Source organism: Kitasatospora brasiliensis, from assembly GCF_032654805.1.
GTDB classification, from domain to species: domain Bacteria; phylum Actinomycetota; class Actinomycetes; order Streptomycetales; family Streptomycetaceae; genus Kitasatospora; species Kitasatospora brasiliensis.
In genome coordinates, this window is sequence record NZ_JAUOOW010000002.1 from 484,402 (window position 1) to 511,089 (window position 26,688).

Here is a 26,688-nt window from a genome sequence, read left to right on the forward strand (position 1 = left end):
GAAAGACGCGCGCATCGACGCGAAAGACGCGCGCATCGACGCGAAAGCAAAGGGGCGCCCTCCGCAATGGAGGACGCCCCTTCGTCGTCCGACGAGGACGGTCGGCCAGGTCAGCCGTTCCCGTTCCCGTTCCCGTTGTTGTGCCGGCCACCGCCGCCACCACCGATGGGCGGGAAGGTGAATCCGCCGGGCAGTCCGGTGGGCAGTCCACCGGGCAGGTCGGGGTTGCCACCCGGGTTCCCGCCCTGGTTGCCGGAGTTGCCCTGGTTGCCGCCCTGCTGCGGCGGCGGGGGGTTGCCGCCCGGCTGCTGGGTGTTCGGGTCGGCGGCCGGCGGGTTGGCGGCCGCAGGGGGAGTGGGAGTGGGCGCCTGCGGGTCCGGGATGCTGGCGGTCTGGATGGGCTCCAGCGGCGAGCCCTTGAGCGCCTGGTTCATCGCCATCGCCCAGATCGGGCCGGGGCCGTCGGCGCCGAACACCTCGGAGTAGTACTTGCCGCCGATGGTGATGTTCTTCATCTTCACGCCGCCGGCCGGGCCGCCGAGCCAGACCGCGGTGGCCAGCGACGGGGTGTAGCCGCTGAACCAGGCGGCCTTCTTCTCGTCGGTGGTACCGGTCTTGCCGGCGATCTTGCGGCCGTCGTCCATGGTCAGGGCGGCCGCGGTGCCCTTCTCGGTCACGTTCAGCAGGACGGAGTTGAGCGAGTCGGCGGTCTGCTCGGAGAACGCCTGGCTGCACTGGGCCTGCGGGACCGGGATGTCCTTGCCGTCCACCGTGGTGATCTTGTTGATCGCGATCGGGGTGCAGTACTTGCCGCGGGCCGCGAAGGTCGCGTAGACGTTCGCCATGGTCAGCGGGGAGAGCTCCAGGGTGCCGAGGACCATCGAGGGCACCTCCTGGAAGGCGTCGCCCTTGGCGGACTGGGTGATGCCCAGCTTGTTCGCCATCTGCTTCATCGCGCAGAGGCCGACCTGCTGCTCCATCTGCACGAAGTAGGTGTTGACCGAGCGGGCCATCGCCTCCTTCAGCTGGTACGGCCCGACCTCGCTGTCCTGCTCGTTCTTCACCGACTCCTTGGGCCTGGCGGTGTTCTTCCAGGTGCCCGAGCAGGTGGACATCTGCGGGTAGTCGATCTTGTTCTCGGACGGGAACGACTGGGTGTTCGACATGCCCGACTCCAGCGCGGCCGCGGCCAGGATCGGCTTGAAGGTCGAGCCGGTCTGGAAGCCGTTGCCGCCGCCCATCGCGGCGTCCACGTTGAGGTTGACGACGGTCTGGTTCTTGTTCGGGTCCAGGCCGTACGGGCGGGTCTGGGCCATCGCCAGGATCTTGCCCGTGCCCGGCTCCATCATGGTCGCGGCGGCCGATACCTGGTCGGTGACGTTGACCTTCTTGGTGACGGCGTTCTGGGCGGCGGCCTGCTTGTCCGGGTCCAGCGTGGTGTAGATGTTCAGGCCGCCGGTGTTCCAGAGCTTCTTGCGGTCGTCGGCGTTCTTGCCGAACGCCGGGTCCTGCTTGACCACGTGGCGGACGTAGTCGCAGAAGAAGCCCATGCCGGCCTGGGCGGTGATGCAGCCGTTCTGCGGGTCCTTGTACTTCAGACCCAGCGGGGCGGCCTTCGCCTCCTTCGCCTGGTCGGCGGTGATGTGCTTGTTCTCCAGCATCTTGTCGATCACGACGTTGCGGCGCTTGACCGTGTTCTCGGGGTAGCGCACCGGGTCGAAGGACGACGGGTTCTGTACCATGCCGGCCAGGGTGGCGGCCTCGGCGATGGTCAGGTCCTTGTTGCTCTTGCTGAAGTAGCGCTGGGAGGCGGCCTCCACCCCGTAGGCCTGGTGGCCGTAGAAGGTGATGTTGAGGTAGTTGGTGAGGATCTGGTCCTTGGACAGGTCCTCCTCCAGCTTGATGGCGACCTTGAGCTCCTGGATCTTGCGGCCCAGGGTCTTGCGCTGGGCCTCCAGGACGGCCGCCTGGTCGTCGCCGGCCTTCTCCACGTTGACGTTCTTGACGTACTGCTGGGTCAGTGTCGAGGCGCCCTGGGCGGTGGTGCCGCTCTCCGCGTTCTTGCTGATCGCGCGCAGGACGCCCTTGAGGTCGACGGCGCCGTGCTCGTAGAAGCGGGCGTCCTCGATGTCCACCTGGGCGTGCCGCATGAACGGTGACATCTGGTCGGCGGTCAGGACGGTGCGGTCGCGCTCGTAGACCTTGGCGATCAGGCCGCCCTTGGCGTCGAAGATCTGGGTGGCCTGGGTGAGCGGCGGGGTCTTGAAGTCGTCGGGGATGTTGGAGAAGCTCTCCGCCGTGTCCTTGGCGGTCAGCCCGATGGCGCCGACGGCGGGCAGCGCGAGGCCGGCCAGCAGGACTCCGGAGAGCACGCTGACGCCCAGGAACTTCACGCCGTCGCTCGCGCGGTCGAACGGTGATCCGGCGGCCTTGCCGCGCGGAGCTCCGTCGTTGCCTGGGGGCTGGGGTGCCGGGGGGCTCTTCGGTGCCATGGGGAGAACCCTACGTCGCGGAATCCCGCCCACAGGGGCAGGTGTTCGCCTAGGCTTGTCACAAGCTTGCGACAGCTTCGGTGCGTCAACATCCTTCACTCTTGTGGGCGAGGAGACTTGCCCGAATTGCCCGGCGATGGCTGGGTTTTGAGGCGGCTGGGGCCTGCTGCGACCCCATGAACGGTTGCGCTCAGTGACGACTCCTGTGGCTAGAGTGCGGAGTCCGCCCCTGGCAAGTGGTGCGACCTGCGATCACTCCAACGAGTGAGCTGATGGGCACCCATAGTCCGATCGGGTCATGCGAGATTGAGCCCGAAGGGGCTGTTGCAAGCTGTCGTTCTTCCGTAACGTCCTCAACTGGCAACGGTGAATATGCCGTTGCCGCCGTGGGGGAGCCTCGAATACGGGAGAGGACGGCGCCGGCATGGGCTGGGTAGACGACTGGAGTGCGCAGGCCGCCTGTCGCACGAGTGATCCGGACGAGTTGTTCGTCCAGGGGGCGGCACAGAACCGCGCGAAGGCGGTGTGCAGCGGCTGTCCGGTCCGGACGGAGTGCCTCGCGGACGCGCTGGACAACCGGGTGGAGTTCGGGGTGTGGGGCGGGATGACCGAGCGCGAGCGCCGGGCGCTGCTGCGCCGCCGCCCGACGGTCATGTCATGGCGGCGGCTGCTGGAGACGGCCCGCACCGAGTACGAGGAGTCCCTCGCGACCGGCGTGATACTGACGGACTACGCCCAGGCGGGCTGAGCCCGGCCGCACCGCGCGGTCAGGGCCGGTCGGCCCCGCGGGCACGGACTACACCGCGCCGTTGAGCCGGTCCCCGATCGCCCGCAGTCCGTCCAGGTCGTGCACGTCGCCCGGCAACGCCGGCACCTCCACGATCGGCACGTCCGGATACACCGAGACGAAGCGGTCGCGGGTACGGCGTTCGCGCCCCATGATCTGCATCCGCTCGGCGTGCAGGCGCAGCAGCCCGGCCGCGAGCAGCTCCGCCTCGGGCGAGGCGTGCTCCGAGCCGTTCTCCTCCAAGGCCTCGGCCGCCGCCAGCGCTCGCTCCGCGGTGAGCTGTGGTGCTCCCGTGTCGTGCACCCGGTTGAGCACCAGTCCGGCCAGCGGCATCCGGTCCGCGGCGAGCCGGTCCACGAAGTACGCCGCCTCGCGCAGCGCGTCCCGCTCCGGCGCGGCCACCACCAGGAACGCCGTGCCCGGCGCCTTGAGCAGCTGGTAGGTGCGGTCCGCGCGCTCGCGGAAGCCGCCGAACATCGAGTCCATCGCGCTGACGAAGGTCTGTACGTCGGTGAGGAGTTGGGCGCCGAAGATCTTGCCCAGGGTGCCGGTGAGCAGGCCCATCCCGGCGTTCAGGAAGCGCATCGCGCTGCGTCCGCCGACCTTGGCCGGGGCGGTCAGGATCCGGATCACCCGGCCGTCCAGGAAGGACCCGAGCCGGTTGGGGGCGTCCAGGAAGTCCAGCGCCGAGCGGGACGGCGGGGTGTCCACGACGATCAGGTCCCACTCCTCGGCGGCGCGCAGCTGCCCGAGCTTCTCCATCGCCATGTACTCCTGGGTGCCCGCGAAGCCGGCCGACAGGGACTGGTAGAAGGGGTTCTCCATGATCGCCCGAGCCCGGGCGGGCTCGGCGTGGGCCAGCACGACCTCGTCGAAGGTCCGCTTCATGTCCAGCATCATGGCCTGGAGTTCCCCCTCGCCGGAGACCCCCTTGACCACCCGCGGGGTGTTGTCGAGCTCGGTCAGGCCCATCGACTGGGCGAGCCGGCGGGCCGGGTCGATGGTCAGCACCACGACCTTGCGGCCGCGCTCGGCCGCCCGCAGGCCGAGCGCCGCGGCAGTGGTGGTCTTGCCGACGCCGCCGGACCCGCAGCAGACGATGATCCTGGTCTTCGGGTCGTCGATCAGCTCGTCCACCGCGAGCCGCTTCCCGGTGCTCCGCACCCCGTTCGAGGTCATGCCGCCCCCTGCCGCTTCAGTTCGCCCGCCAGCCGGTACAGCCCGCCGAGGTCCACGCCCTCGCCCAGCAGCGGGAGTTCGTACGTCGGGAGCCGCAGCTGCTGGATGTCGGCGCGCTGGGCGCGCTCCAGCTCGACCCGCTCGGCGTGCTCCCTGGCCTGCTCCAGCAGCGGGTCGAGCAGCGGCTCCACCGCCGCCCGGACCTTCTCCGCGGTGCGCGGGCGGCCGCCGAGCCCGGCCTCGCCGAGCGCCAGGGCGACCTCCTCGCGGTGGTCCCCGTCCACCGCGGCCACCGCCGCCGCGTCCAGCACCGGCGGCCGGACCATGTTGACCACCACCCCGCCCACCGGGAGCTTCGCCTCGCGCAGCTCCTCGATGCCGTCGACCGTCTCCTGAACCGGCATCTCCTCCAGCAGGGTGACCAGGTGCACCGCGGTCTCCGGCGACTTCAGCACCCGCATCACGGCCTGCGCCTGGGTGTGTATCGGGCCGATCCGGGCCAGTCCGGCGACCTCGGCGTTGACGTTCAGGAAGCGGGTCAGCCGACCGGTCGGCGGGGCGTCCATCACCACCGCGTCGTAGCGCCGCCGGCCGTCCGGCTCCTTGCGCCTGGTCGCCTCACAGGCCTTGCCGGTGAGCAGCACGTCCCGCACGCCGGGCGCGATGGTGGTGGCGAAGTCGACGAAGCCGACCTTCTGGAGCGCCTTCCCGGCCCGGCCGAGCTTGTAGAACATCTCCAGGTACTCCAGCAGCGCCTGCTCGGTGTCGATCGCCAGCGCGAAGACCTCGCCGGGCCCGCCCTCCCCGGCGGCCAGCCCCAGCTGGGTGCGGGAGACCGAGGCGATCCGGCGCTCCTCGTACGGCAGCGCGGCGATCCCGAACAGCTCGGCGATGCCCTGCCGGCCCTCCACCTCGATCAGCAGCACCCGGCCGCCGTCCGCGGCGAGCGCCAGTGCCAGCGCCGCGGCCAGCGTGGTCTTCCCGGTGCCGCCCTTGCCGCTGACCACGTGCAGCCGGACGCCCTCCCAGTCGGGGTCGCGCCGGGCCGCCTGGCCGGGGGTGCGTGCCACGCTCCGCCTCCGTCCCTCTCCGTCCTGCGGGCGTCCCCTCCTGACGAGGGCGCCCCTCACCAGGGTGCCCTCCCACGAGACCAGGGTGCCCTCCCGCGAGGGTAACCAGGGACCGTACCGGATGCCCGGAGCACCTGGGCCGCCAGGCCCGATCATGCCCTCTTTGTGCTCCACCTCACACGCCTCGCGACGGGCGGCGCGGATCGCCGCGACGGCTCGTCTAGAGTCTGGCCATGACCAAGTGGGAATACCTGACGGCGCCCGTGCTGGTGCACGCCACCAAGCAGATCCTGGACAACTTCGGCGCGGACGGCTGGGAGCTCGTCCAGATCGTGCCCGGCCCCAACCCGGAGAACCTGGTGGCCTACTTCAAGCGGGAGAAGAGCGCATGAGCAAGGTCGAGGAGAAGCTCGCCGAGCTGGGCCTGACCCTGCCGCCGGTGGCCGCCCCGGTCGCCGCGTACGTCCCGGCCCTGCGCAGCGGGGACCTGGTGTTCACCTCCGGCCAGCTCCCGGTCGTCGGCGGCAAGCTGCCGACCACCGGCAAGGTCGGCGCCGAGGTCTCCCCGGAGGAGGCCAAGGATCTCGCGCAGATCTGCGCGCTGAACGCCCTGGCCGCCGTGAAGTCGGTGGTCGGTGACCTCGACCTGGTCGAGCAGGTCGTCAAGGTCGTCGGCTTCGTCGCCGCCGCCCCCGACTTCCACGCCATCCCGGGCGTCGTCAACGGTGCCAGCGAGCTGCTCGGCACGGTGCTGGGCGAGGCGGGCACCCATGCCCGCAGCGCCGTCGGCGTCGCGGTGCTGCCGCTGGACGCGCCGGTCGAGGTCGAGCTCGTGGTGCGCGTCAAGGCCGCCTGAGACTGACCGAGGTCGGCTGAGACCGACCGGAACAGACCGAGTGTGATCACGGAGGCGGGGACGGACCTGTCCAACCCCGCCTCCGTGCGCTTAGCATCCGGGCATGGACCATCGAGCGACGACGCTCCCGATGCCGCCCGGCTGGCCTGCCCGCATCCGGGCGGTCGAATCCGGCGCGGTGACCCCGCCGGTGCCGCGGCCCGCCGCGACCGTCGTGCTGCTGCGCGACGCCGCCGAGGGGCCGGAGGCCTACCTGCTGCGCCGGCGCACCTCGATGGCCTTCGCGGCCGGGATGTACGCCTACCCGGGCGGCGGGGTGGACCCGCGGGACGCCGAGGTCGAGCCGGGCTGGGCCGGGCCGACGCCCGAGGAATGGGCACGGCGGCTCGGGGTGGACGCCCGGACGGCGCGGGCCGTGGTCTGCGCGGCCGTCCGCGAGACCTTCGAGGAGGCCGGCGTGCTGCTGGCCGGCCCGGACGCGGACAGCGTCGCCGCGCCGCGCGACTGGTCCGCCGAACGGGCCGCGCTGGAGGCGCACGAGCTGTCCTTCGCCGAGTTCCTCCGCGACCACGGCCTGGTGCTGCGCAGCGACCTGCTGGGCGGCTGGGCCCGCTGGATCACCCCGGAGTTCGAGGACCGGCGCTACGACACCTGGTTCTTCGTCGCCGCGCTGCCGGCCGGCCAGCGCGCGGCCCTGGAGGTCGGCGAGGCCGACCGGGTCGCCTGGCTGACCCCGGCCGAGGCGGTGCGGGGCCACCGGGAGGGCCGGTTCGGCATGCTGCCGCCGACCGTGACGGTGCTGCGCGAGCTGTCATCGGTGCGGACCGCCGCCGAGGCCCTGGCCGCGGCCGCCGGCCGTCGGCTGGAGCCGGTGCTGGGCCGGGCCGAGATCCGCGGGGACCGGCTGACGGTCCGCTGGCCCGGCTACGAGGAGCTGACCATCGACGGGGAGTTCCCCGAGGAACCCTGAGCCCGTACGACCCGTACGACCCGTACGACACGTACGACACATGTGAAACGTACGATCCGCGAGGGCTTCCGTAGCGACCCGCACCTACCCCCCGTACCTACCTGTACCGACCCGTACCGACCCGTACCGCCGCAGAGAGAGGACCGACGCCGATGACTCACAATGACGTGGCTCGCCGGACGGCACCCGAGATGCCCGCCCGCCGCGTGATCCCCCGTGCCGCCGCCTGCGACGGCCAGGCCCCGTTCGTCGAGGTGGCGCAGCGCGCCCTCGTCCGGGCGCTGCCGCTGCGGACCCTGCATCGAGACGGCGGAGGCGGCCGGTGAGCGGACTGCTGCCGGGTGACCCCGCCGCCGTCGTCGGCGGCGAGGCCACCCCTCGGGCGCTGTGCGTGCTGGCACCGAACCCGTCGCCGATGACGCTGGACGGCACCAACACCTGGCTGCTCGCCGAGCCCGGCTCGGACCTCGCGGTGGTGATCGACCCGGGCCCGCTGCACGAGGGCCACCTGCGCCGGGTGATCGACCTCGCGGAGGAGCGGGGCCAGCGGATCGCGCTGACCCTGCTCACCCACGGCCACGCCGACCACTCCGAGGGCGCGGCCCGCTTCGCCGAGCTGACCGGCTCCGAAGTACGGGCCCTGGACCCGGCGCACCGGCTGGGCTCGGAGGGCCTGGTGGGCGGCCAGCGCCTGGACGTCGGCGGCCTGGACCTGCGGGTGGTGGCCACCCCCGGGCACACCTCGGACTCGCTGACCTTCCACCTGCCGGACGACGGGGCGATCCTCACCGGGGACACCGTGCTCGGCCGCGGCACCACGATGGTCGCCCACCCCGACGGGCGGCTCGGCGACTACCTGGACTCGCTGCGCCGGCTGCACACCATGGCCTCCCAGCACGGCGTGCGCACCGTGCTGCCCGGCCACGGCCCGGTGCTCGCGGACGCGCTCGGCGCCGTCGACTACTACCTGGCCCACCGGGCCGCCCGGCTCGCCCAGGTGGAGACCGCGGTCGAGGCGGGCTGCCGGACCGCGCCCCAAGTGGTGGCCCGGGTCTACGCCGACGTGGACCGGGCGCTCTGGCCGGCCGCCGAGCTGTCGGTACGGGCCCAGCTGGACTACCTGGAGGGGCACGGGCTGATCCCCGAGCTCGACTGACCGCAACGCCGAAGGGCCCGTCCGAGACAGGACGGGCCCTTCGGCGTTGCGGGTGTCAGCTTTCGCGTGTCAGCCCCGGGCGTCAGCGCGAGCGGCGCGACAGCCGCTCGACGTCCAGCAGGACCACCGCACGCGCCTCCAGCTTCAGCCAGCCGCGGCCGGCGAAGTCGGCGAGCGCCTTGTTGACCGTCTCGCGGGAGGCGCCGACCAGCTGGGCCAGCTCCTCCTGGGTGAGGTCGTGGGCGACGTGGATGCCCTCCTCGGACTGCACGCCGAAGCGGCGGGAGAGGTCCAGCAGGGCCTTGGCGACGCGGCCGGGCACGTCGGAGAAGACCAGGTCGGACATCACGTCGTTGGTCCGGCGCAGGCGGCGGGCGATGGCCCGCAGCAGCGCGATGGAGACCTCAGGGCGGGCGTGCAGCCAGGGCTGGAGGTCGCCGTGGCCGAGGCCCAGCAGCTTGACCTCGGTCAGCGCGCTGGCGGTCGCGGTGCGCGGGCCCGGGTCGAACAGCGACAGCTCGCCGATCATCTCGCTGGGGCCGAGCACGGCCAGCATGTTCTCGCGGCCGTCCGGCGAGGCGCGGTGCAGCTTGACCTTGCCCTCCGCGACGACGTACAGCCGGTCGCCCGGGTCGCCCTCGTGGAACAGCGACTCCCCACGGGCGAGGGTGACCTCGGTCATGGAAGCGCGCAGCTCGCCGGCCTGTTCGTCGTCGAGTGCCGCGAAGAGTGCGGCGCGCCGCAGAACGTCGTCCACGTGCTTCCTCCTTCTCGGCCGTTCGGCGGGTGGGCCGTCCGGCGCAAGTTTCGATCAGTGTTCTGCGTCACCAAGCATGGCGCATGTCGCTCCGATCATATGAGGAGGGGGTGTGCCGAGGTGTGCCGTGCGGGGCCATTCGTACCGGCGGGTCACCGGGTGGGGCCGGTGATCCGGAGCCCTCGGAGGCTCGTCAGGCGCTCGTCCGTCGTTCGTCAGACGCTCGCGGGGCGCTCGCCGGGCGCTCGCCGATGCTCGTCAGCCGCTTGTCACGCGTAGAACTTGAGCAGCTCCGGAGCCAGCACTTCGGCCGCGACCTCGTGGGTCTGGCCGTCCAGCGTCCGATGCTCGGCGCCGGGCACGGCCGCCGCCACCGCGCGGGCCGGGGCGCGCAGCGTCTCCGGGCTGGCGCCGCCGTCCAGGACCAGGGTCGGCACGGTGATCGTGGCCAGCAAGTCGGCCGGGACGACCGCGCCGGTCAGGTCACCGAGCGCCGCCGCGTCGTACGCCAGGGTCGGCGCGACCGCCTCGAACAGCGGCCACACGGGCGCGCCGCGCATCCCCGCCACCATCTCGGCCGGCGCCCCGGCGTACACCATCAGGGCGGCGACGGCGTCCCCGTGCCGCCCCTCGGCGAGCGCCGCCGTCAGCTCGGCGACGTACCCGCCGAACCGCTCGCTCTGCTCCTCGGTGGTGCTGAACGGCGGCTCGTAGACGGCGAGCCGGGTGACCCCCGCGTTCACGGCGGCGGCCCGCAGCGCGACCGCGCCGCCCGAGGAGTGGGCGAAGACGTGGGCCGAGCCGCCCGCGGCCGCGATCACGGCGGCCAGGTCCTCGATCTCGCGCTCCACCGCGAAGGGCGCGGTGTCCCCGCTGCCGCCGCGTCCGCGCCGGTCGTAGGTCCACACGGTGTGGTGCGCCGCCAACTGGTCGGCGATCGCGGCACCCGGGCCCGTGCTGCGGTGGCACAGCGCGCCTTCGACCAGGACGACCGCCGGTCCGGAGCCGGTGACGGAGCAGGCGAGGACGGTGCCGTCGGTGGAGACCACGGTGGTCATGAGCTTCTTCCTTGCTGTCGGACGAGTCGGTCATGGAGGTAGACCGGAATGCGCCGCAGAACTCATCGCTCCGGCCGGAACTTCTTTCGGAACTTCCGCGCGGAGGTTCGGACGGAGCGTCAACAGGGCGTCCTTCCCGAGGAAACCGAGCGCACGGGCGGAGAAGGCGGCGCGCAGGTACGCCGGACGCACCTGTCCGGCGAGGACCACCTCGTCCCCGCGCTCCACGTCGGCGACGACCTCCAGGTCCTCCTCGTCCGCGAGGAGGACCGGCAGCGCGCCGCGCACCGTGCTCATGTCCTCGGCCGGCAGGACCCCGATCATCCGCACTCTCCCCCTGTCAGGTGATGGCCACGGGCGGACATCATGAGACAACAGGCCTTGCCAGGGCCGGTTTCCACGGTTGATCGGCTCCGAAGGGTCCGCCGGTCGGCGTAGCCTTCGTGCATGGCAGAGAGCAAGGTCCGGAAGGCCGTGGCGAAGCAGCCGGTGGCGAAGAAGGCGGCGGTGAAGCCGAAGAAGCCGGAGTCGCACCTGGCGATGGTGCGGCGGGCCCGGCGGATCAACCGCGAGCTGGCGGAGCTGTACCCGTACGCGCATCCGGAGCTGGACTTCGAGAACCCCTTCCAACTGCTGGTGGCCACCGTGCTGTCGGCGCAGACCACCGACCTGCGGGTGAACCAGACCACCCCGGCGCTGTTCGCGAAGTACCCGACGCCGGAGGACATGGCGGCGGCGAACCCGGAGGAGCTGGAGGAGGTCATCCGGCCGACCGGTTTCTTCCGGAACAAGGCGAAGTCGCTGATCGGCCTCTCGATAGCGTTGCGCGACGAGTTCGACGGCGAGGTGCCCGGTCGGCTGGACGACCTGGTGACCCTGCCCGGCGTCGGCCGCAAGACCGCCAATGTCGTGCTGGGCAACGCTTTCGGGGTCCCCGGCATCACGGTGGACACCCACTTCGGGCGGCTGTCCAGGCGGTTCGGCTGGACAGCCGAGGAAGACCCGGTGAAGGTCGAGGCGGTCGTCGCCGAGATCTTCCCGAAGTCGGAGTGGACGATGCTCTCGCACCGGGTGGTCTTCCACGGCCGCCGGATCTGCCATTCCCGCAAGCCCGCCTGCGGCGCCTGCCCGATCGCGCCGCTCTGCCCCTCGTACGGCGAGGGGGAGACCGATCCGGAGAAGGCACGCAAGCTCTTGAAGTACGAGATGGGCGGTCAGCCCGGACAGCGGCTGCGGCCGCCCGCCGACTACCCCGGGGAGGCCGCCGCCCGCGCGGACGCCGCCGCCCATCAGGGACGGGTCGCGGATCTGGCGGTGGACGCATGAGCGGTGGACGCATGAGCGAGCGATGGGGACACCACCGGCCGGACGCCGGGGGAGCCGCGAGGGGTATCGAACTGGACGGCCTGCCGAACTGGCTGGAGCCGGTCCGGGTGGCGGCCCAGCGGGTGCTGCCGGAACAGCTGAGCCGTTTCCTGCCGCCGGCCGAGGGCGGCCGCCCGGCCGCCGTGCTGATGCTGTTCGGCGAGGGGCCGGACGGGCCGGACCTGCTGCTGATCGAGCGGGCCCGCTCGCTGCGCTCGCACGCCGGGCAGCCGGGCTTCCCGGGCGGTGCGCTGGACCCGGAGGACGGTGACCCGGACGGCCCCGGCCCGATCGCGGCGGCGCTGCGCGAGGCCTGGGAGGAGACCGGCCTGGACCCGGCCGGGGTGCAGGTGTTCGCGGAGCTGCCCCGGCTGTACATCCCGGTGAGCCGCTTCGTGGTGACCCCGGTGCTCGGCTGGTGGCGCGAGGAGACGCCGGTGCGCCCGATGGACGCGGGCGAGACCGGTGCGGTCTTCCGGGTCCCCGTCGCGGACCTGGCCGACCCGGCGAACCGGTTGCGGCTGCGCCAGCCGTCCGGGCTCCTCGGGCCGGCCTTCACGGTCGCCGGGCGGCTGGTCTGGGGCTTCACGGCCGGGGTGATCGACCGGGTGCTGCACCACAGCGGCCTGGAGCTGCCCTGGGACCAGTCCCGGATCGTCGACCTCCCGGACGACGCGCTGGCCCTGGTCCAGGGCGACCTCGAACACTCCCGGGTCCTACCGGGCGGCGACGCCGGCACTTCGTGACCGACCGTCGGCGCGTCCGGCCCGCGGACCGTGGGAGGGTGTCGGAGTGAACGTCCTGGATGTGCTGCTGATCGCCGCGGCCGTGGCATTCGCCGTGTCGGGCTACCGGCAGGGCTTCGTGGTCGGTGTGCTCTCGCTGGTCGGCTTCCTCGGCGGCGGCCTGCTGGCCGTCGAGCTGCTGCCGCTGCTGCTGCTCGACCGCATCGGCCCCGGCACCACGGCCTCGGTGGTGGCCGTCGTGGTGGTGATCGTCCTCGCCGCGATCGGCCAGGCGATCACCGCGCACTTCGGCTGGAAGCTGCGCGGGCACATCGGGCGCCGCCCGGCCCGGGTGCTGGACGCGAGCGGCGGCGCCGTGGTGAACGTCGTCTCGATGCTGCTGGTGGCCTGGCTGATCGGTTCGGCGCTGGCCGGGGCATCGCTCCCGACGGTCTCCCGGCAGGTCCGCTCCTCGGCGGTCCTCGGCGGGGTGCAGAACACGCTGCCCAGCGACGCGCCGAACTGGTTCTCGGACTTCTCCAAGGTCCTCGCCCGCAACGGGTTCCCGCAGGTCTTCAACCCCTTCGAGCACGAGCCGATCACCCAGGTCGACAGCCCCGACCCCGCGCTGGCCGCCAGCCCGGCGGTGGCACGGGCCCGGCAGAGCCTGGTCAAGGTGGTCGGCACCGCGACCTCCTGCGGCAAGACCCTGGAGGGCAGCGGCTTCGTCTTCGCCCCGCACCGGGTGATGACCAACGCCCACGTGGTCGGCGGGGTCAGCGAGCCGACCGTGCAGATCGGCGGCGTCGGCCAGCTGTACGACGCGACGGTGGTCCGCTACGACTGGCAGCGCGACATCGCCGTCCTGGACGTGCCCAAGCTGAACGCGCCCGCGCTGGCCTTCGCGGGCGAGGCGAAGACCAACGACAGCGCGATCGTGGCCGGCTTCCCGGAGAACGGCGCCTTCAACGTCCAGCCGGCCCGCATCCGCGGCCGGATCCAGGCCAACGGTCCGGACATCTACCACCGCGGCCAGGTGGTCCGGGACGTCTACTCGGTGCGCTCGGTGGTGCGCCAGGGCAACAGCGGCGGCCCGCTGCTCACCCCCGACGGCGAGGTGTACGGCGTGGTCTTCGCCAAGTCCCTGGACAGTGCCGACACCGGCTACGTGCTGACCGCGGCGGAGGTGCGCGAGGACGTCGAGCGGGGCGGCGCCGCCTCGGGCCGGGTGGACACCCAGGGGTGCGCGCTCTGACGAGGGCGCCATCGGGGGCCTCGGCGGTGTTTGCGGTGGTGCTTCGTGGACGGCCGGGGAGGCCGGTCGGGGACGTCGGGGGAGGCCGGTCGGGGACGTCGGGGGAGGCCGGCCGGGGACGCGCTGGGCCGGGCCGTCCGATATCCGTCGCACCGTCAGGCCGCCCTGGTAGCCTCGGCCGCGCTCACCCGTTCGGCTCAACCGGGCGCCGTCCCGGAGTGGGCCCGACAGGAGGTCATGGCAGTCCGATGATGGGTCACTCGCACGCGGTGAGCGGGGCGATGCTGTACGCGGCATCGGCTCCCTTCCTGCCCCCGCTGCTGCTGCACACCACCTTGCAGCCGGCGGACATACTGATGGGCACGGTGCTGTGCGCGGGCGCGGCCCTGCTGCCGGACCTCGACCACCACGACGGCTCGATCGCCAACTTCCTCGGCCCGGTCTCCAAGGCGCTCTGTCGCTTCGTGGCCTGGGCCTCCGGCGGCCACCGGCACGCCACCCACTCGCTGCTGTTCGTCGCGCTGATGGGCGGCGGCACCTGGGCCGGCGTCACCTACCTGGGGCGCAACTTCACCCTCGGGCTGACCTTCTTCCTGCTGGCGCTCGCGATCCGGGCCCTGCGGCTCTGCCCGCCGGGCGACGGCCCGGAGGCGTGGATCACCGTCATCGGCCTGGCCGCGCTCGGCACCTTCGGCATGAACACCTGGATGCCCAACTCGCCCGGCTGGCTGCCGTACGCGGTGGGCCTGGGCACGCTGGCGCACCTGCTCGGCGACTGCCTGACCAAGAAGGGTGCGCCGCTGCTCTGGCCGCACAAGGAGCGCTACGAGATCGTGCTGATCAAGCGCAGCGGCAACAGCGTGGAGACCAAGGTGCTGGTGCCGCTCATGTCGGTGGCGACCTTCGTCCTGCTCTGGTTCACCGCGCTGTCGCCGACGATCGTGAACTGAGCGGCTGATCGGGGCTGGATCGGTGAAGTCGAACCGACCGGTTGATCGGGACTGGATCGGTGAAGTCGAACCGACCGGCGCCTTCGAGGGGATGCGGCGCGAGGCCTCAGGTCTCGCGCCGCAGTCGTGCGCCCACCCAGCGGGCGCGCCGGCCGAGGATGCGTGGGATGCCGAGCTGCCGCCGCTCCGTGTGCTGACGGCCGTCGGGACCGTCGAAACCGAGGTCGTCCGCCCGGTCGGGGCGGTGGGCGGAACGCTGAGGGCTGTTGTGACGTCGGCCGCGCGAGGCGCCGCCGCTTTCGGGCATCCAACTCATACCGGAAGGGATGCCCCTGGGCCGGTGGAGGTAACCGCCCAGGGCGCGCCGAAATTGGCCTATGCGGTTGTCATATGAGTTCAACCTCAAGGGAGTTGGGCCCAAAGGCCCCATCCGACGGGTCGCACGTCCGGCTCCGTCACGGCCCCTTCACCGCGGCGTCTTGACCCCGTCGCAGGCCCGTCGCAGCCCCGTCACGTTCCCGGGGCGGCCTTGGCGGGCCGGGTGCAGCCCTGGCGGGCCCGGTGCAGCCCTGGGCGGGCCCAGGGCGGTCTTGGCGGGCCCGGTGCGGGTCACTCCTTGTGGCGGCCGACCCAGTCCAGCAGCTCGGCGGTGAACTCCTCCGGTGCCTCCTCGTGCGGGAAGTGCCCGACCCCCGGCAACAGCCGCCAGCGGTACGGCGCGGCCACGTACTCGCCGCCGCCGAGTGCGGTGTGCGACAGCAGCACCGGGTCCGCCGCGCCCTGGACGTGCAGCGTCGGCGCGGTGATCGGCTTCTTCATCCGGCGGGCGAACTGGATGCCGTCCGGCCGGGCCATCGAGCGCAGCAGCCAGCGGTACGGCTCGATCGAGCAGTGCGCCGTGCTGGGGATCTGGATCGCCTGCCGGTACGCGTGCACCGCGGTCTCGTCCAGGCCGTTCGGACCGGTCCAGGAAGCCAGGTAGCGGCCGACGAGCTCGGCGTCGTCGGCCACCAGCCGGCGTTCCGGTATCCAGGGCCGCTGGAAGCCCAGCACGTGTTCGAAGGCGGCGAACTGGCGGCGGTCGGTCAGTAGCGCCCGGCGCAGGTCCCTCGGGTGCGCGGCGGAGACCACGGTCAGGCTCTGGATGACGGACGGGCGCATCACGCCCGCGACCCAGGCCAGCGTGCCGCCGGAGGCGTGCCCGACCAGGTGGGCCCGGCGCTCGCCGAGCGAGCGGATCACGCCGGTGATGTCCAGGGCGAGATTGCCCGGGTCGTACCCGCGCGGGGTGCGGTCGCTGCCGCCGATGCCGCGCAGGTCGAGCGCCACCGCCCGGTAGCCGGCCTCGGCGAGGGCGGTCAGCTGGTGGCGCCAGGCCCACCAGTACTCGGGCCAGCCGTGCACCAGCAGCACCAGCGGGCCGGAGCCCAGCTCGGCGATGTGGAAGCGGGCGCCGTTGGCCGCGAGGTCGCGGTGCGTCCACGGGCCGGGCTGCCGGATGTCCCAGGCGGCCTCGCCGCCCGCCGTCGAGGCCGCGTCGGAGGCCGCTTCGACGGGTTCCCGCTCGGACTCCCCCTGAGGCTCCCTCTCGGGGCCCTCGGGGCCCTCGGGGGCGGCGGCGGGGCCTGTGAGGGCTCCGGGGCCGTCGGGGCCTTCAGGGGTGAGGCCGGCGCCGGAGTCGGGGCCGGAATCGGCGGACGGCTGCGCGGGCACGGGCTTCTGGTCAAGCGGCATACCGAGAGCGTGTCACATCCGAGTGCCGGACATGTGCCCGGCACTCGTTGTCGGCGGGTCCGGGTGCCCGCCGACTTCTGTCGGTGACTTCTGCCCGTGAGTTCTCTTGGTGAGTTCTCTCGGCGAGTTCTTGGGGAGTGCTGCTTACGGGATGCGGCCGAAGGCCCGGTCGATCTCCTCCTGGGTGGCCGGGCGCGGCCGGGCGTTCTTCAGCACCTCGGCGGTCTTCTGGGCGCCCTCGATGGTGCGGACCGGCTTCTCGATCTTCTTGAACGAACGCCAGGCCAGCATGCCGAGCAGCACCGCGAGCAGCAGGTAGGCGCCGGCCACGATCAGGAAGGACCAGCCCAGCGACAGGCCCAGCGCGTGGATGCCGAAGGCCGCCGCGGCGCTCAGCATCGGGATGGAGAACAGCGCCACCACGCCGGCGACGATCAGCGAGACACCGCCGGAGACGCCGCGCTTGACGTCCGCCCGGATCTCGGCCTTGGCGAGCGCGATCTCGTCGTGGACCAGCGCGGACAGGTCGGCGGTGGCCGCCGCGAACAGCTGCCCCACCGAACGCTCGCCCTCGTAGGGCGCCCGGCCGTTGCTGGACGGGTCTGCGGCTCCTGCGGGCATCAGCGGTTCTCCTCTGCGGCTGTACGGCGTGACGCCGCCGCGGGTGTGCGGTTCCGGGTCCGGTGGGGGTCCGGAGGCGTCTGGGGGTTGTCGACAGCTCAGAATCATGCCCCTACCGGCCAGTCGGACACCACTCCGGGGCCCCGCCGGAGGGACGTGTCCCGGTGGTCGGGGTCTTGGGGGAGGGCCTCGGGGAGGCCCCTCGGGAGTCGCTCGGGAGTCGCTCGGGAGTCGCTCAGGAGTCCTGCGGGACCTGCCGGGGTTTTCCTGCGGGGCCTCTTCGGGGCGGCTCAGGCGCGGCGTCCGGACCGGTCCGGGCCGCCGGACTCGGACTCGGGGTCGGGGTCGGGGCCGGAGTGGGGGCCGGGGCCGGGGCCGGAGTGGGGGTGACGGCGGGAGCTGTGGTCGGGGTGCTCGCCGGGCAGCGGGCGGGCCGCCTCGCCGACCCTCGCCCGCCAGGCCGGGTCGTCCGCCTGGTAGACGTCCGGCACGCCGTCCCCGTCCACGTCGCGGTCCTCCTCCTCGCACAGCGCGCGGTAGTGCCGGTTGCGCAGCTTCAGCAGCACGGTGGCGACCGTCGCGCAGATCAGCGAGCCGAGCAGGACGGCGGTCTTGGCCCGGGAGGCGAGCGTCGGGTCCCCCGGGAAGGCCAGTTCGCTGATCAGCAGCGACACGGTGAAGCCGATGCCCGCCAGCACCGAGACGGCCACCATGTCCGCCCACTTGAGCTGCGGGTTCAGTTCGGCCCTGGTGTACCGGGCGGTCAGCCAGGTACCGCCGAACACGCCCACCGACTTGCCGACCAGCAGACCGACCACGATGCCGATCGGGGTGGCCTGGGTGAACACCTCGCGTAGCGTCGGACCGGATATCGCCACCCCGGCCGAGAACAGCGCGAACAGCGGGACGGCCAGACCGGCCGAGAACGGGCGGACCAGGTGCTCGATGTGCTCGCCGGGGGAGTGCTGCTCGTCGCCCTCCCGGTGGCAGCGCAGCATCAGGCCCATCGCGACGCCCGCCACGGTGGCGTGGATGCCGCTCTCGTGCATCAGCGCCCAGGTCACCACGGCCAGCGGCACGAAGAGGTACCAGCCGTGGACGCCGCGCCGGTGCAGGAACCAGAACAGCACCAGCCCGGCGAAGGCCAGACCGAGCGCCCAGAACTTGATGCCGTGGCTGTAGAAGATCGCGATGATCAGGATCGCGATCAGGTCGTCGACCACCGCGAGGGTGAGCAGGAAGGCGCGCAGGGCGGACGGCAGGTGGCTGCCGACCACGGCCAGCACGCCGAGGGCGAAGGCGATGTCGGTGGCGGTCGGTATCGCCCAGCCGCCGGGGTGCCCGCCGCCGCCGGAGTTCACCAGGGCGAAGAGGATCGCGGGCAGCGCGACCCCGCAGACGGCGGCGATCACGGGCAGCAGCGCGGCGCTGGGCGTGCGCAGCTCACCCGCGACGAACTCGCGTTTGAGCTCGATCCCGGCGACGAAGAAGAAGATCGCCAACAGGCCGTCCTTGGCCCAAGTGGCCAGGGAGAGGTCGAGGTGCAGAGGGGCGGAGGGGCCGACGGTGTAGTCGAGCATGCTCCGGTACGCGTCGGGCCAGACGTTGGCCCAGATCAGCGCGATGGCGGCGGCGCCCAGCAGCAGCATGCCGCCGACCGTCTCGGTACGCAGCGCGTCGGCGATGAAGGTGCGCTCGGGCAGTGACAACCGGCCGAAGAACTGCCGGCGGCGGGTCGTCGGCTCGTGAACGGGCGGCTGGTCGGTCACGTGGACCTCCTGGGGCTGGGAGCGGCAACGGATGCACGGGTGGTGCAGTTGCCGACCAGACTTCCCGGCGCGCCCTGTGACGCCCGCGGGTCCCGTCAAGGGATCTTGATGCGTCCCTAACAGTCTAACGGGAGTTCGGGTGACATCCGGATTGTCCTATTCAAGGACTTAAACCCTGCGGGTCGGGACTGCACCTCGAAGGAGCAGTGGCCCGAGTGCCCGAACGCAGACGGCTGTGCCCCGGGCGGTGGTCGCCGCCCGGGGCACAGCCGTTGTTCAGCTGTTCAGCTGTTCAGCTGTTCAGCTGTTCAGCTGTTTCGGTGGTTCGGTGGTTCGGCCTCGGTGGGTTCAGCCGTTGTTGTTCGTTCAGCCGTTGCCGTTGTCCGAGGACGGCAGCTGGGACTGGATCTGGCTCATCACCGTGCTGTCGGCCAGGGTGGTGGTGTCACCGACCTCGCGGCCCTCGGCGATGTCGCGCAGCAGACGGCGCATGATCTTGCCGGAGCGGGTCTTCGGCAGCTCGCCGACCACCTTGATCTGCTTCGGCTTGGCGATCGGGCCGAGCGTGCGGCCGACGTGCGCCCGCAGCTCGTCGACCAGCTCGGGGGTCTCGGTGACGCCGCCGCGCAGGATCACGAAGGCGACGATGGCCTGGCCGGTGGTGGCGTCGGTGGCGCCGACGACCGCGGACTCGGCCACCGACGGGTGGCCGACCAGGGCCGACTCGACCTCGGTGGTGGAGATGTTGTGACCCGAGACGAGCATGACGTCGTCCACCCGGCCGAGCAGCCAGATGTCCCCGTCATCGTCCTTCTTGGCGCCGTCACCGGCGAAGTAGCGGCCCTCGAAGCGCGACCAGTAGGTGTCGATGTAGCGCTGGTCGTCGCCCCAGATGGTGCGGAGCATGGACGGCCACGGCTCGGTGAGCACCAGGTAGCCGCCGGAGCCGTTCGGCACCTCGTTGCCCTCGTCGTCCATCACGGTGGCGGCGATGCCCGGCAGGGCGCGCTGGGCCGAGCCCGGCTTGGTCTCGGTGACGCCCGGCAGCGGGCTGATCATGATGGCGCCGGTCTCGGTCTGCCACCAGGTGTCCACGATCGGGCAGGTGCCGCCGCCGATGTGCTCGCGGTACCAGATCCAGGCCTCGGGGTTGATCGGCTCGCCGACGCTGCCCAGCACCCGCAGCGAGGACAGGTCGAACTTCGCGGGGATGTCGTCGCCCCACTTCATGAAGGTGCGGATCGCGGTCGGCGCGGTGTAGAGGATGGTCACGCCGTACTTCTGGACGATCTCCCAGAAGCGACCCTGGTGCGGGGTGTCCGGGGTGCCCTCGTAGATGACCTGGGTGGCGCCGTTGGAGAGCGGGCCGTAGACGATGTACGAGTGGCCGGTGACCCAGCCGATGTCGGCGGTGCACCAGTAGACGTCGGTCTCCGGCTTGAGGTCGAAGACGGCGTGGTGGGTGTAGCTGGCCTGGGTGAGGTAGCCGCCCGAGGTGTGCAGGATGCCCTTGGGCTTACCGGTGGTGCCCGAGGTGTAGAGGATGAACAGCGGGTGCTCGGCGTCGTGCGCCTCGGGGGTGTGCTCGGTGGACTGGCGCGCGGTGATCTCGTGCCACCAGACGTCGCGGCCCTCGGTCCACGGGATGTCCTGCTCGGTGCGGCGGATCACCAGGACGTGCTCGACGCCGTCGACCTTGGTGAGCGCCTCGTCGATGGCCGGCTTCAGGGCGGAGGGCTTGCCACGTCGGTAGCCGCCGTCGGCGGTGATGACGAGCTTGGCCTGGGCGTCCTGGATGCGGGAGGCGACGGCATCGGAGGAGAAGCCGCCGAAGACCACCGAGTGGGTGGCGCCGATCCGGGCGCAGGCGAGCATCGCGACGACCGCCTCGGCGATCATCGGCAGGTAGACGGCGACCCGGTCGCCCTTGCGCACGCCGAGCTCCAGCAGCGCGTTGGCGGCCTGCGAGACCTCGTCCTTGAGCTGGGCGTAGGTGATCGAGCGGCCGTCGCCGGGCTCGCCCTCGAAGTGGATGGCGACCCGGTCGCCCAGGCCGTTCTCCACGTGGCGGTCGACGCAGTTGTACGCGACGTTGAGCTTGCCGTCGGCGAACCACTTGGCGAAGGGCGGGTTGGACCAGTCGAGCGTCTCGGTCGGCTCGACGGCCCAGGTGAGGCGACGGGCCTGCTCGGCCCAGAAGCCCAGACGGTCCTCGGAGGCCTGCGCGTACGCGGCCGCGGTGACGTTGGCGGCTGCGGCGAGCTCTGCCGGCGGGGCGAAGCGCCGCTCCTCCTTGAGCAGGTTGGCCAGGCTCTCGTTGCTCAACGCGCACTCCTCATCGAGTCATGATCGGGGGCGATCCCGTGCGTGGGGATTGTCCCGTGTGTCCCAGCGCACAGCTCACCAGGCGAACGGGGCAGTTGACAAGAGGCTCCTGTGAATTGGTGTAGACCTTTGATCGGCGGCCGGTCGGCCTCCGGCATGGTTCGCGACGGTGGGCCGGAGGGTCGTACGAGGGTGGGTGGGCCCATGCCCCAACCCGCCTGACGGGGGCACGGGCCCGACTCTCAGGCGGCCACTTGAGGGTCCTCCTCGCTGCCTCCGGCCGGCACCTGTGCGTCCTCATTCACCCGTTCGGCCGATGTCCGGCCGGGTCGGGCATCGGGGCCGGTCCGGCGGGAGAGCTCGGCGTTGTGTTTGATTTTGCCGGTCTCGTCGGTCTCGTCGGTGCGTTTCCCGCCGCGGGCCTTGACGCGGTCGTCGACGCGGGCTTCGACGCGGGCTTCGACCGGGCTGAACGTTCCGGCGGCCCGGTCCAGGACGTAGGCCTGCGCCGTCGCGAAGTCGAAGTACATGCCGACCAGTCGCAGGGTGCCCGCCTCGACCCGGCGTTCCACCGCCGGGTTCGCCATCAGCTGGTCCAATTGCTGGACCACGTTGGTGATGCAGAGCTGCTCCACGACGTCCACCGCGGGCCGGCCGGCGAACTCCGCCGGGACCCGGCGGAGCCGGTCCAGCGAGCCGCGGCCGTTGCGCAGCCAGCGGGCCAGCGGGGTGGGCTGCCCGGGGCGCTCGTGCACTCCGTCCAACAGGGCCTGCATCGCGCCGCAGCCGGAGTGGCCGCAGACCGTGATCGAACGCACCTCCAGCACCTCGACCGCGTACTGCACCGCGGCGGCCACCGAGTCGTCCGCCGCACCGGGTTCGTACGGGGCCGGCACCAGGTTGCCCACGTTGCGCACGGTGAACAGGTCTCCCGGACCGCTGTTGGTGATCATGCTGGTGACCATCCGGGAGTCCGCGCAGGTCAGGAAGAGTTGGGAAGGCGTCTGCCCCTCCCGGGCCAGCCGGGCGAGCTCCGGCCTGATCAGCGGGGCGGTGTGCCGCTGGAACACCCGGACGCCGTCCAGCAGTCGGCCGTGCGGGTCCTCCTGCTGCTCGATGCAGTGGTGGCCGACCCAAGGCGTCCAGGCCCGGCAGCGGTGCGCGCCAGGTGAACTGCCCGCATGCACCGTGCCGTCCGGGTCGAGCACCTCGTCGTCCTGGCGCCGCGTCACCATCCAGACCCGGCCGCCCGCTTCCTGGTGCCCGGCCCGCCAGGTGTGCAGGGTCTCGTAGGCGGCGTGGTCCAGGAAGGTGCCATCGTGGACCACGGTGACCTCGGCCCCGGCCGGGATGCCGGCGAGCGCCCGACCGAGCCGAGGCACGGTGGTGAAGGCGAGCGGGCCGTGGGTCTGGACGGTGACCGTGCCGTCGGGGCCGGTCACGACGTCCACATGGGCGCGGGTCAGCCGGTAGAGGGCGAGCAGCGCGGCGGTGCCGGCGCCGATCGCGACGCCCCACAGCACGCCGGCGGCCACCACGCCGAGCACGGTGATCAGGTAGACGGGGAACTCGCGGTGCCGGTGCACCTTGCGGATGTGCGCGAAGCTCACCATGTGCAGCCCGATCACCAGCACCAGCGCGGCGAGCGCGGCCAGCGGGATCCGGTGCAGCCCGCCGGTCAGCGCGAGTGCGGCGGCCAGCACCCAGACGCCGTGCAGCACCGAGGCCCACCTGGTCTGGCCGCCGGCCCGCACATTGGCGGTGCTGCGTACGGCGCCGCCGGCGATCGGCAGTCCGCCGACCAGCCCGCTCACCAGGTTGGCCAGACCTTGGCCGCGCAGTTCGCGGTCGAGGTCGCCGGTGCGCCGGGACATCCGGTCGATCGCGACGGCGGACAGCAGCGACTCCGCACTGGCGACGGCGGTGACGGTGAGGACGGCCGCGAGCAGTCCGAGGAGCGGGCCGTGCGGCAGGGCGGGCAGGAACACCTGCGGCCGCCAGTCCGGCAGTTCGATACGGGCGAGCCGTAGGTCCAGGGCGAACACGAGGGCGGTGGCCAGCGCGACGCCGACCAGCGGGCCGGGCGCCTTGCCCAGCCGGGCGCCGAACTCGCCTGCCCGGCCCGGGAGTCGGCCGAGCCGGGGCCAGCCGATCAGGATGGTCACCGTCACCGCCCCGGCCAGCAGCGCGGGTGGGTGTGGAACGGCCAACTGTCCTGGCAGGGCAAGCAGATTGGCGATCGCGGAGCTCTGCGGTGAGCCACCGAGGACGACGTGCAGCTGCGCGATCGCGATGGTGAGTCCGACTCCGGCCAGCATGCCGTGCACGATCGCGGGGGAGACGGCGAGCGCCGTCCGGGCCACCCGGCGTGCGCCGAGCAGGAGTTGGAGCAGGCCTGCGGCGGCGGTGATGGCGCAGGTGGCCTGCCAGCCGTACTGGGCGACCAGTCCGGCGGTGACCACCGTCAGTGCGGCCGAGGGGCCGCTGACCTGGAGCGGTGTGCCTCCGCACAGCCCGACCACGATCCCACCCACCGCCGCGGCGGCCAGACCGGCGGTGAGCGGGGCGCCGGTGGCGAGCGCGATGCCGAGGGAGAACGGCACGGCGATGAGGAAGACCACGAGGGAGGAGGAGACGTCCTGGGCCCAGCGGACCCGGGTGCCCGAGCAGGGCGGTGCGTGGTCGGTGGTGTCGGAGGCGATGGGGGCGCTGGAGATGTCGAGGGGCATTGTCTTCCCGTCTGTCCGGGGGAGCGAACGCAGTCAGGTCCGGCGCTGAGTCCGGAGCGGGGCTCCGGGCGGACGGCTGTGTGTGGGGGCGCGACAGTGTGGCGGGATGGCGTGGGCGCGGCGGGGAGTGCGGGTTTCACCGGCCGGCGTGGACCATCGGGCCCGCCGGGGCTTGGGCGAGGTGCGGGACGTCTCGCTGAGGGCCGCCGAGCGAACCATCAAGACTCGGTAAACCGAGGGTAATGAAAGCTTTGCACAGCGTGGTTGCGGGAGGGAAGCGGAAAACCCCGGGGTTCACTCCAATGGGCGGTGGCCGAACCGTCGGGAATCTGCTGCGGCGGCGGTCGGGCCGGGTGGGCGGACCTTCGAGGGGCGGGGCCGGACGCGGCGAACGGGCCGCGCCCTCCCCGGAGCGGGGTGGAGCGCGGCCCGTTCGGCTGCGGTGATGCGAGGTGGGTGCGGGGTCGGCGCGGGTCGGACGTGGGTCAGACGTGGGCGCCCGCAGGGGCGGTGCGCTCGCCACCGCCGGCGAAACCGCCATCGCCGGCGAACGCGCCGCCGTCCGGGAACGCGCCCAGGACGAAGTCCTCGTCCACCTGGGTTGAGAGGTCGATGCCGACCTTGGCGTTGGCCCAACTCTCCGCGTTGCGACGGTGGAAGAGCACCGCCTGCTCGGTGTAGCGGCGCGCGTCCCGCCGTCCGTACGCCGCGTCGGTTTCGATCCGCAGATTCTCCAGCACGGCCCGGTTGGCCGGCTCCAGCGACTTCAGCGGCGGCTCGGCGCCCTGCTCCAGGCGGCGCACCCAGTCCGACTGCCCGAAGGTGGTGAGGAGGTCGTCGCCCACCTCGCGGCGCAGGAAGGCGAGGTCGTCCGGGCCTTGCACCTTGTTGCCGACCACCCGCAGCTCCACGCCGAAGTCGCGGGCGTAGTCCTTGTACTGACGGTAGACGGAGACGCCCTTGCGGGTCGGCTCGGCCACCAGGAAGGTCAGGTCGAAGCGGGTGAACAGGCCGGAGGCGAAGGAGTCCGAGCCCGCGGTCATGTCGGTCACCAAGTACTCGCCGGGGCCGTCCAGCAGGTGGTTGAGCAGCAGTTCCACCGCGCCGACCTTGGAGTGGAAGCAGGCCACCCCGAGGTCCTCCTCGGTGAACGCGCCGGTCGCCAGCAACCGGACCGAGCCTTCGTCCAGCGCGACGGGGCGGGCGCAGGAGGCGTAGACCGGGTTCTCCTCGACGATCCGCAGCAGTCGCGAACCCCGGCCGGGAGGCGTGGTTTTGATCATTTCGTCGGAGGAGCGGATCAGCGGGTTGCTGCCGCGCAGGTACTCCTTGATCTCCGTTAGGTACCCGCCCAGCGGGGCCAGTTCGGCGGCCTGAGCGTCAGTCAACCCGAGGGCGGGGCCCAGGTGCTGGTTGATGTCGGCGTCCACGGCGATGACCGGTCGGCCCAGGGCCGCAAGGTGGCGGATGAACAGGGCGGACAGCGTGGTCTTCCCGCTGCCGCCCTTGCCGACGAAGGCGATCTTCATCTGGGGACTCCGGCTCTCGCTCAGGGCCCTCGCTGCGGGGCCGCCTGTCCAGGGGCCGCGTGCGACGGGCACCCTAGTTGGAAATCGTTATCGTCTCCGATAGCGGCCATGCTAGCCGGGGTTTGGGTTTCGCCGGGGGAGGGAAGTGAGGATTGCCCCTAACGGGTGATGCGGGGTTGCTGTTCCGGGAGGGGCGGCCCGTTCATTACTCTCGGGTAGGTGAGCACTGGAACTGATCCCCTCGCCCCGCTGGCCCAGCTCCCCGGGGTGCCCGACGCGGTGGCCGAGGTGCGCAAGGCCGTCGACCGGCTCTACGGCCACCGGGTGATGCGCCGCCGAGCGGCCGAGGTCACCTCCGAGTCCGCCCTGCGCGGCGCCCGTGCGTCTGCGGCCCTGGCCGGAGCGAACTGGCCGCTGGAGGAGGTCCGACGTCGAACCGACTTCGGCGCGGACCCCGAGGCCCGCACGGTCGGCGCGGCCCTGCGGATCGCCGCCGAGGCCGGCCAGCTGCTCAGCATCTGGCGGCACTCGCCGCTCCAGGTGCTGGCCAGGCTGCACCTGCTCGCGGTCGGCGACGGCGATCCGGCCGCCGGCCGCCCGCGGCGGGCCGGGGAGGGCGCCGAGGAGCTGTTCCCGCTGGCACTGGAGCCGGTGGAGAGCGTCGAGGTCGACGTCGTGGACGGGCCGCTGCCCGTGCTGCCGCCCGCTCCGGGCGCGGAGGAGGTCGCGGCCCGGCTCGATCAGCTCTCCCGGCTGCTGGTGGCGCGCGCGGAGGGCCAAGGCGTGGGCACGCCGGCCCTCGTGGTGGCCTCGGTGGTGCACGGTGAACTGCTCGCGCTGCGGCCGTTCGGCACCCACAACGGGGTGATCGCGCGGGCCGCCCAGCGGATCGTGCTGATCGCCGAGGGGCTCGATCCGAAGTCGATCTGCCCGACCGAGGTCGGCCTGGCGGAGCTCGGCACCGCGGCCTACCGCCAGGCCCTCGCCGGCTACCTGGCGGGCACCCCCGAGGGGATGGCGGCCTGGATCGCGCACTGCGGCCGGGCGCTGCGGCTGGGCGTGCGGGAGAGCACGGCGGTCTGCGAGGCGATGCAGCGCGGAATGGTCTGAGCGGTCCCGCGCTCCGCGAAGGGGCGGGCGGACACACGGATGCGGCGGCACCTGATCCTGCTGGGTGCCGCCGCTGGTGCAGATACCGGGTGACCATGCATGCACCGGAAGTGCCGATCAGACGGGGATCCTGCCCGTTCGTCTGGTCCGGCGGCCCGACAGCGGGTCGGCTGCATGTGGGTGCTCGGATATCTGTACGTGCGGTCCGTGGGGCCTGAACTGCGTTGTCGGTTTGACCTCTTCGGTCCTGA

Annotated in this window: 23 protein-coding genes; 11 read left to right on the plus strand and 12 right to left on the minus strand. The window is 72.2% G+C overall.

The features are described from left to right. Nucleotides 1–110 precede the first annotated feature (110 nt). Nucleotides 111–2,492, minus strand: a complete 2,382-nt coding sequence (locus QWJ13_RS10075) for a transglycosylase domain-containing protein (RefSeq protein ID WP_316522652.1) — start codon at nt 2,490–2,492, stop codon at nt 111–113. Between the two features lie 424 nt (nt 2,493–2,916). Between QWJ13_RS10075 and QWJ13_RS10080 the strand changes: the two genes are divergently transcribed. After that, complete coding sequence (locus QWJ13_RS10080; protein ID WP_033333275.1) at nt 2,917–3,240, plus strand: WhiB family transcriptional regulator; 324 nt, start codon at nt 2,917–2,919, stop codon at nt 3,238–3,240. Nucleotides 3,241–3,288: 48 nt separating this feature from the next. Here QWJ13_RS10080 and bagB read toward each other — a convergent pair whose 3' ends face one another. After that, nucleotides 3,289–4,458, minus strand: a complete 1,170-nt coding sequence (gene bagB / locus QWJ13_RS10085; RefSeq protein ID WP_316522660.1) for an ATPase BagB — start codon at nt 4,456–4,458, stop codon at nt 3,289–3,291. After that, complete coding sequence (gene bagA / locus QWJ13_RS10090; protein ID WP_316522663.1) at nt 4,455–5,528, minus strand: ATPase BagA; 1,074 nt, start codon at nt 5,526–5,528, stop codon at nt 4,455–4,457. The genes bagB and bagA overlap by 4 nt, the downstream gene beginning before the upstream one ends. Before the next feature lie 233 nt (nt 5,529–5,761). Here bagA and sp36 point away from each other — a divergent pair, with 233 nt between their 5' ends. From sp36 to QWJ13_RS10115, 5 genes are all read left to right on the plus strand, one after another. Beyond that, the gene (gene sp36, locus QWJ13_RS10095; protein ID WP_316522665.1) at nt 5,762–5,920 is read left to right on the plus strand and encodes a Sp36 family protein; all 159 of its coding nucleotides are present in this window, start codon (nt 5,762–5,764) and stop codon (nt 5,918–5,920) included. After that, a complete protein-coding gene (locus QWJ13_RS10100) occupies nt 5,917–6,384 on the plus strand; it encodes a RidA family protein (protein WP_316522667.1) in 468 nt (155 codons plus the stop codon). Before sp36 ends, QWJ13_RS10100 begins: the two co-directional genes overlap by 4 nt. 103 nt (nt 6,385–6,487) lie before the next feature. Then, entirely contained in the window at nt 6,488–7,354 is an 867-nt protein-coding gene (locus QWJ13_RS10105; RefSeq protein WP_316522669.1) for an NUDIX hydrolase, read from the plus strand. A gap of 152 nt (nt 7,355–7,506) precedes the next feature. Beyond that, nucleotides 7,507–7,680, plus strand: coding sequence for a hypothetical protein (locus tag QWJ13_RS10110; protein ID WP_316522670.1), 174 nt, complete (start codon nt 7,507–7,509; stop codon nt 7,678–7,680). Beyond that, a complete protein-coding gene (locus QWJ13_RS10115; protein ID WP_316522671.1) occupies nt 7,677–8,510 on the plus strand; it encodes an MBL fold metallo-hydrolase in 834 nt (277 codons plus the stop codon). Before QWJ13_RS10110 ends, QWJ13_RS10115 begins: the two co-directional genes overlap by 4 nt. Before the next feature lie 82 nt (nt 8,511–8,592). Here QWJ13_RS10115 and QWJ13_RS10120 read toward each other — a convergent pair whose 3' ends face one another. The 3 genes from QWJ13_RS10120 to QWJ13_RS10130 all read right to left on the minus strand — a co-directional run bounded on the left by QWJ13_RS10120 (nt 8,593) and on the right by QWJ13_RS10130 (nt 10,649). Further along, a complete protein-coding gene (locus tag QWJ13_RS10120) occupies nt 8,593–9,267 on the minus strand; it encodes a Crp/Fnr family transcriptional regulator (protein ID WP_030288117.1) in 675 nt (224 codons plus the stop codon). 269 nt (nt 9,268–9,536) lie between these two features. Next, complete coding sequence (locus QWJ13_RS10125) at nt 9,537–10,325, minus strand: alpha/beta fold hydrolase (RefSeq protein ID WP_316522680.1); 789 nt, start codon at nt 10,323–10,325, stop codon at nt 9,537–9,539. 30 nt (nt 10,326–10,355) lie between these two features. Beyond that, nucleotides 10,356–10,649, minus strand: coding sequence for a response regulator (locus QWJ13_RS10130; protein WP_316522682.1), 294 nt, complete (start codon nt 10,647–10,649; stop codon nt 10,356–10,358). Nucleotides 10,650–10,772: 123 nt separating this feature from the next. On the opposite strand from QWJ13_RS10130, the gene nth reads away from it, so the two are divergent. From nth to QWJ13_RS10150, 4 genes are all read left to right on the plus strand, one after another. After that, nucleotides 10,773–11,651, plus strand: a complete 879-nt coding sequence (gene nth, locus QWJ13_RS10135) for an endonuclease III (RefSeq protein ID WP_432277475.1) — start codon at nt 10,773–10,775, stop codon at nt 11,649–11,651. 11 nt (nt 11,652–11,662) lie between these two features. Then, nucleotides 11,663–12,436, plus strand: a complete 774-nt coding sequence (locus QWJ13_RS10140; protein WP_316522683.1) for an NUDIX hydrolase — start codon at nt 11,663–11,665, stop codon at nt 12,434–12,436. 46 nt (nt 12,437–12,482) lie between these two features. Then, nucleotides 12,483–13,670, plus strand: coding sequence for a MarP family serine protease (locus tag QWJ13_RS10145; protein WP_316522685.1), 1,188 nt, complete (start codon nt 12,483–12,485; stop codon nt 13,668–13,670). A 248-nt stretch (nt 13,671–13,918) separates the two neighbouring features. After that, nucleotides 13,919–14,620, plus strand: coding sequence for a metal-dependent hydrolase (locus QWJ13_RS10150; RefSeq protein ID WP_316522686.1), 702 nt, complete (start codon nt 13,919–13,921; stop codon nt 14,618–14,620). A 609-nt stretch (nt 14,621–15,229) separates the two neighbouring features. Here the strand turns inward: QWJ13_RS10150 and QWJ13_RS10155 are convergent. From QWJ13_RS10155 to QWJ13_RS10180, 6 genes are all read right to left on the minus strand, one after another. Continuing rightward, nucleotides 15,230–16,354: an alpha/beta fold hydrolase gene (locus QWJ13_RS10155; RefSeq protein WP_316522688.1), complete on the minus strand. Its 1,125-nt coding sequence runs from the start codon at nt 16,352–16,354 to the stop codon at nt 15,230–15,232. 144 nt (nt 16,355–16,498) lie between these two features. Then, nucleotides 16,499–16,975 carry a phage holin family protein gene (locus QWJ13_RS10160; RefSeq protein ID WP_316522690.1) on the minus strand — a complete coding sequence of 159 codons (477 nt, stop codon included), beginning with the start codon at nt 16,973–16,975 and terminating at the stop codon, nt 16,499–16,501. Between the two features lie 290 nt (nt 16,976–17,265). Beyond that, on the minus strand, nt 17,266–18,744 hold the full coding sequence (gene nhaA, locus QWJ13_RS10165) for a Na+/H+ antiporter NhaA (protein WP_316522693.1): 1,479 nt from the start codon (nt 18,742–18,744) through the stop codon (nt 17,266–17,268). A gap of 366 nt (nt 18,745–19,110) precedes the next feature. Beyond that, nucleotides 19,111–21,069, minus strand: a complete 1,959-nt coding sequence (gene acs / locus QWJ13_RS10170; RefSeq protein WP_316522696.1) for an acetate--CoA ligase — start codon at nt 21,067–21,069, stop codon at nt 19,111–19,113. A 242-nt stretch (nt 21,070–21,311) separates the two neighbouring features. Next, a complete protein-coding gene (locus QWJ13_RS10175; protein WP_316522699.1) occupies nt 21,312–23,798 on the minus strand; it encodes a SulP family inorganic anion transporter in 2,487 nt (828 codons plus the stop codon). Nucleotides 23,799–24,283: 485 nt separating this feature from the next. Beyond that, nucleotides 24,284–25,327, minus strand: a complete 1,044-nt coding sequence (locus QWJ13_RS10180; protein ID WP_316522701.1) for an ATP-binding protein — start codon at nt 25,325–25,327, stop codon at nt 24,284–24,286. Nucleotides 25,328–25,546: 219 nt separating this feature from the next. Here QWJ13_RS10180 and QWJ13_RS10185 point away from each other — a divergent pair, with 219 nt between their 5' ends. Continuing rightward, nucleotides 25,547–26,437, plus strand: coding sequence for a Fic family protein (locus QWJ13_RS10185; protein WP_316522702.1), 891 nt, complete (start codon nt 25,547–25,549; stop codon nt 26,435–26,437). Nucleotides 26,438–26,688 lie beyond the last annotated feature (251 nt).

Bases quoted from the DNA above. Each gene is read 5' to 3' on its own strand.
- QWJ13_RS10155 (WP_316522688.1), bottom strand. From the start codon at position 16,354: ATGCCGCTTGACCAGAAGCCCGTGCCCGCGCAGCCGTCCGCCGATTCC.
- QWJ13_RS10140 (WP_316522683.1), top strand. From the start codon at position 11,663: ATGAGCGAGCGATGGGGACACCACCGGCCGGACGCCGGGGGAGCCGCG.
- nth (WP_432277475.1), top strand. From the start codon at position 10,773: ATGGCAGAGAGCAAGGTCCGGAAGGCCGTGGCGAAGCAGCCGGTGGCG.
- QWJ13_RS10160 (WP_316522690.1), bottom strand. From the start codon at position 16,975: ATGCCCGCAGGAGCCGCAGACCCGTCCAGCAACGGCCGGGCGCCCTAC.
- QWJ13_RS10110 (WP_316522670.1), top strand. From the start codon at position 7,507: ATGACTCACAATGACGTGGCTCGCCGGACGGCACCCGAGATGCCCGCC.
- sp36 (WP_316522665.1), top strand. From the start codon at position 5,762: ATGACCAAGTGGGAATACCTGACGGCGCCCGTGCTGGTGCACGCCACC.
- QWJ13_RS10130 (WP_316522682.1), bottom strand. From the start codon at position 10,649: ATGATCGGGGTCCTGCCGGCCGAGGACATGAGCACGGTGCGCGGCGCG.
- QWJ13_RS10150 (WP_316522686.1), top strand. From the start codon at position 13,919: ATGATGGGTCACTCGCACGCGGTGAGCGGGGCGATGCTGTACGCGGCA.
- QWJ13_RS10075 (WP_316522652.1), bottom strand. From the start codon at position 2,492: ATGGCACCGAAGAGCCCCCCGGCACCCCAGCCCCCAGGCAACGACGGA.
- QWJ13_RS10180 (WP_316522701.1), bottom strand. From the start codon at position 25,327: ATGAAGATCGCCTTCGTCGGCAAGGGCGGCAGCGGGAAGACCACGCTG.
- QWJ13_RS10105 (WP_316522669.1), top strand. From the start codon at position 6,488: ATGGACCATCGAGCGACGACGCTCCCGATGCCGCCCGGCTGGCCTGCC.
- QWJ13_RS10100 (WP_316522667.1), top strand. From the start codon at position 5,917: ATGAGCAAGGTCGAGGAGAAGCTCGCCGAGCTGGGCCTGACCCTGCCG.
- QWJ13_RS10080 (WP_033333275.1), top strand. From the start codon at position 2,917: ATGGGCTGGGTAGACGACTGGAGTGCGCAGGCCGCCTGTCGCACGAGT.
- QWJ13_RS10175 (WP_316522699.1), bottom strand. From the start codon at position 23,798: ATGCCCCTCGACATCTCCAGCGCCCCCATCGCCTCCGACACCACCGAC.
- bagB (WP_316522660.1), bottom strand. From the start codon at position 4,458: ATGACCTCGAACGGGGTGCGGAGCACCGGGAAGCGGCTCGCGGTGGAC.
- QWJ13_RS10125 (WP_316522680.1), bottom strand. From the start codon at position 10,325: ATGACCACCGTGGTCTCCACCGACGGCACCGTCCTCGCCTGCTCCGTC.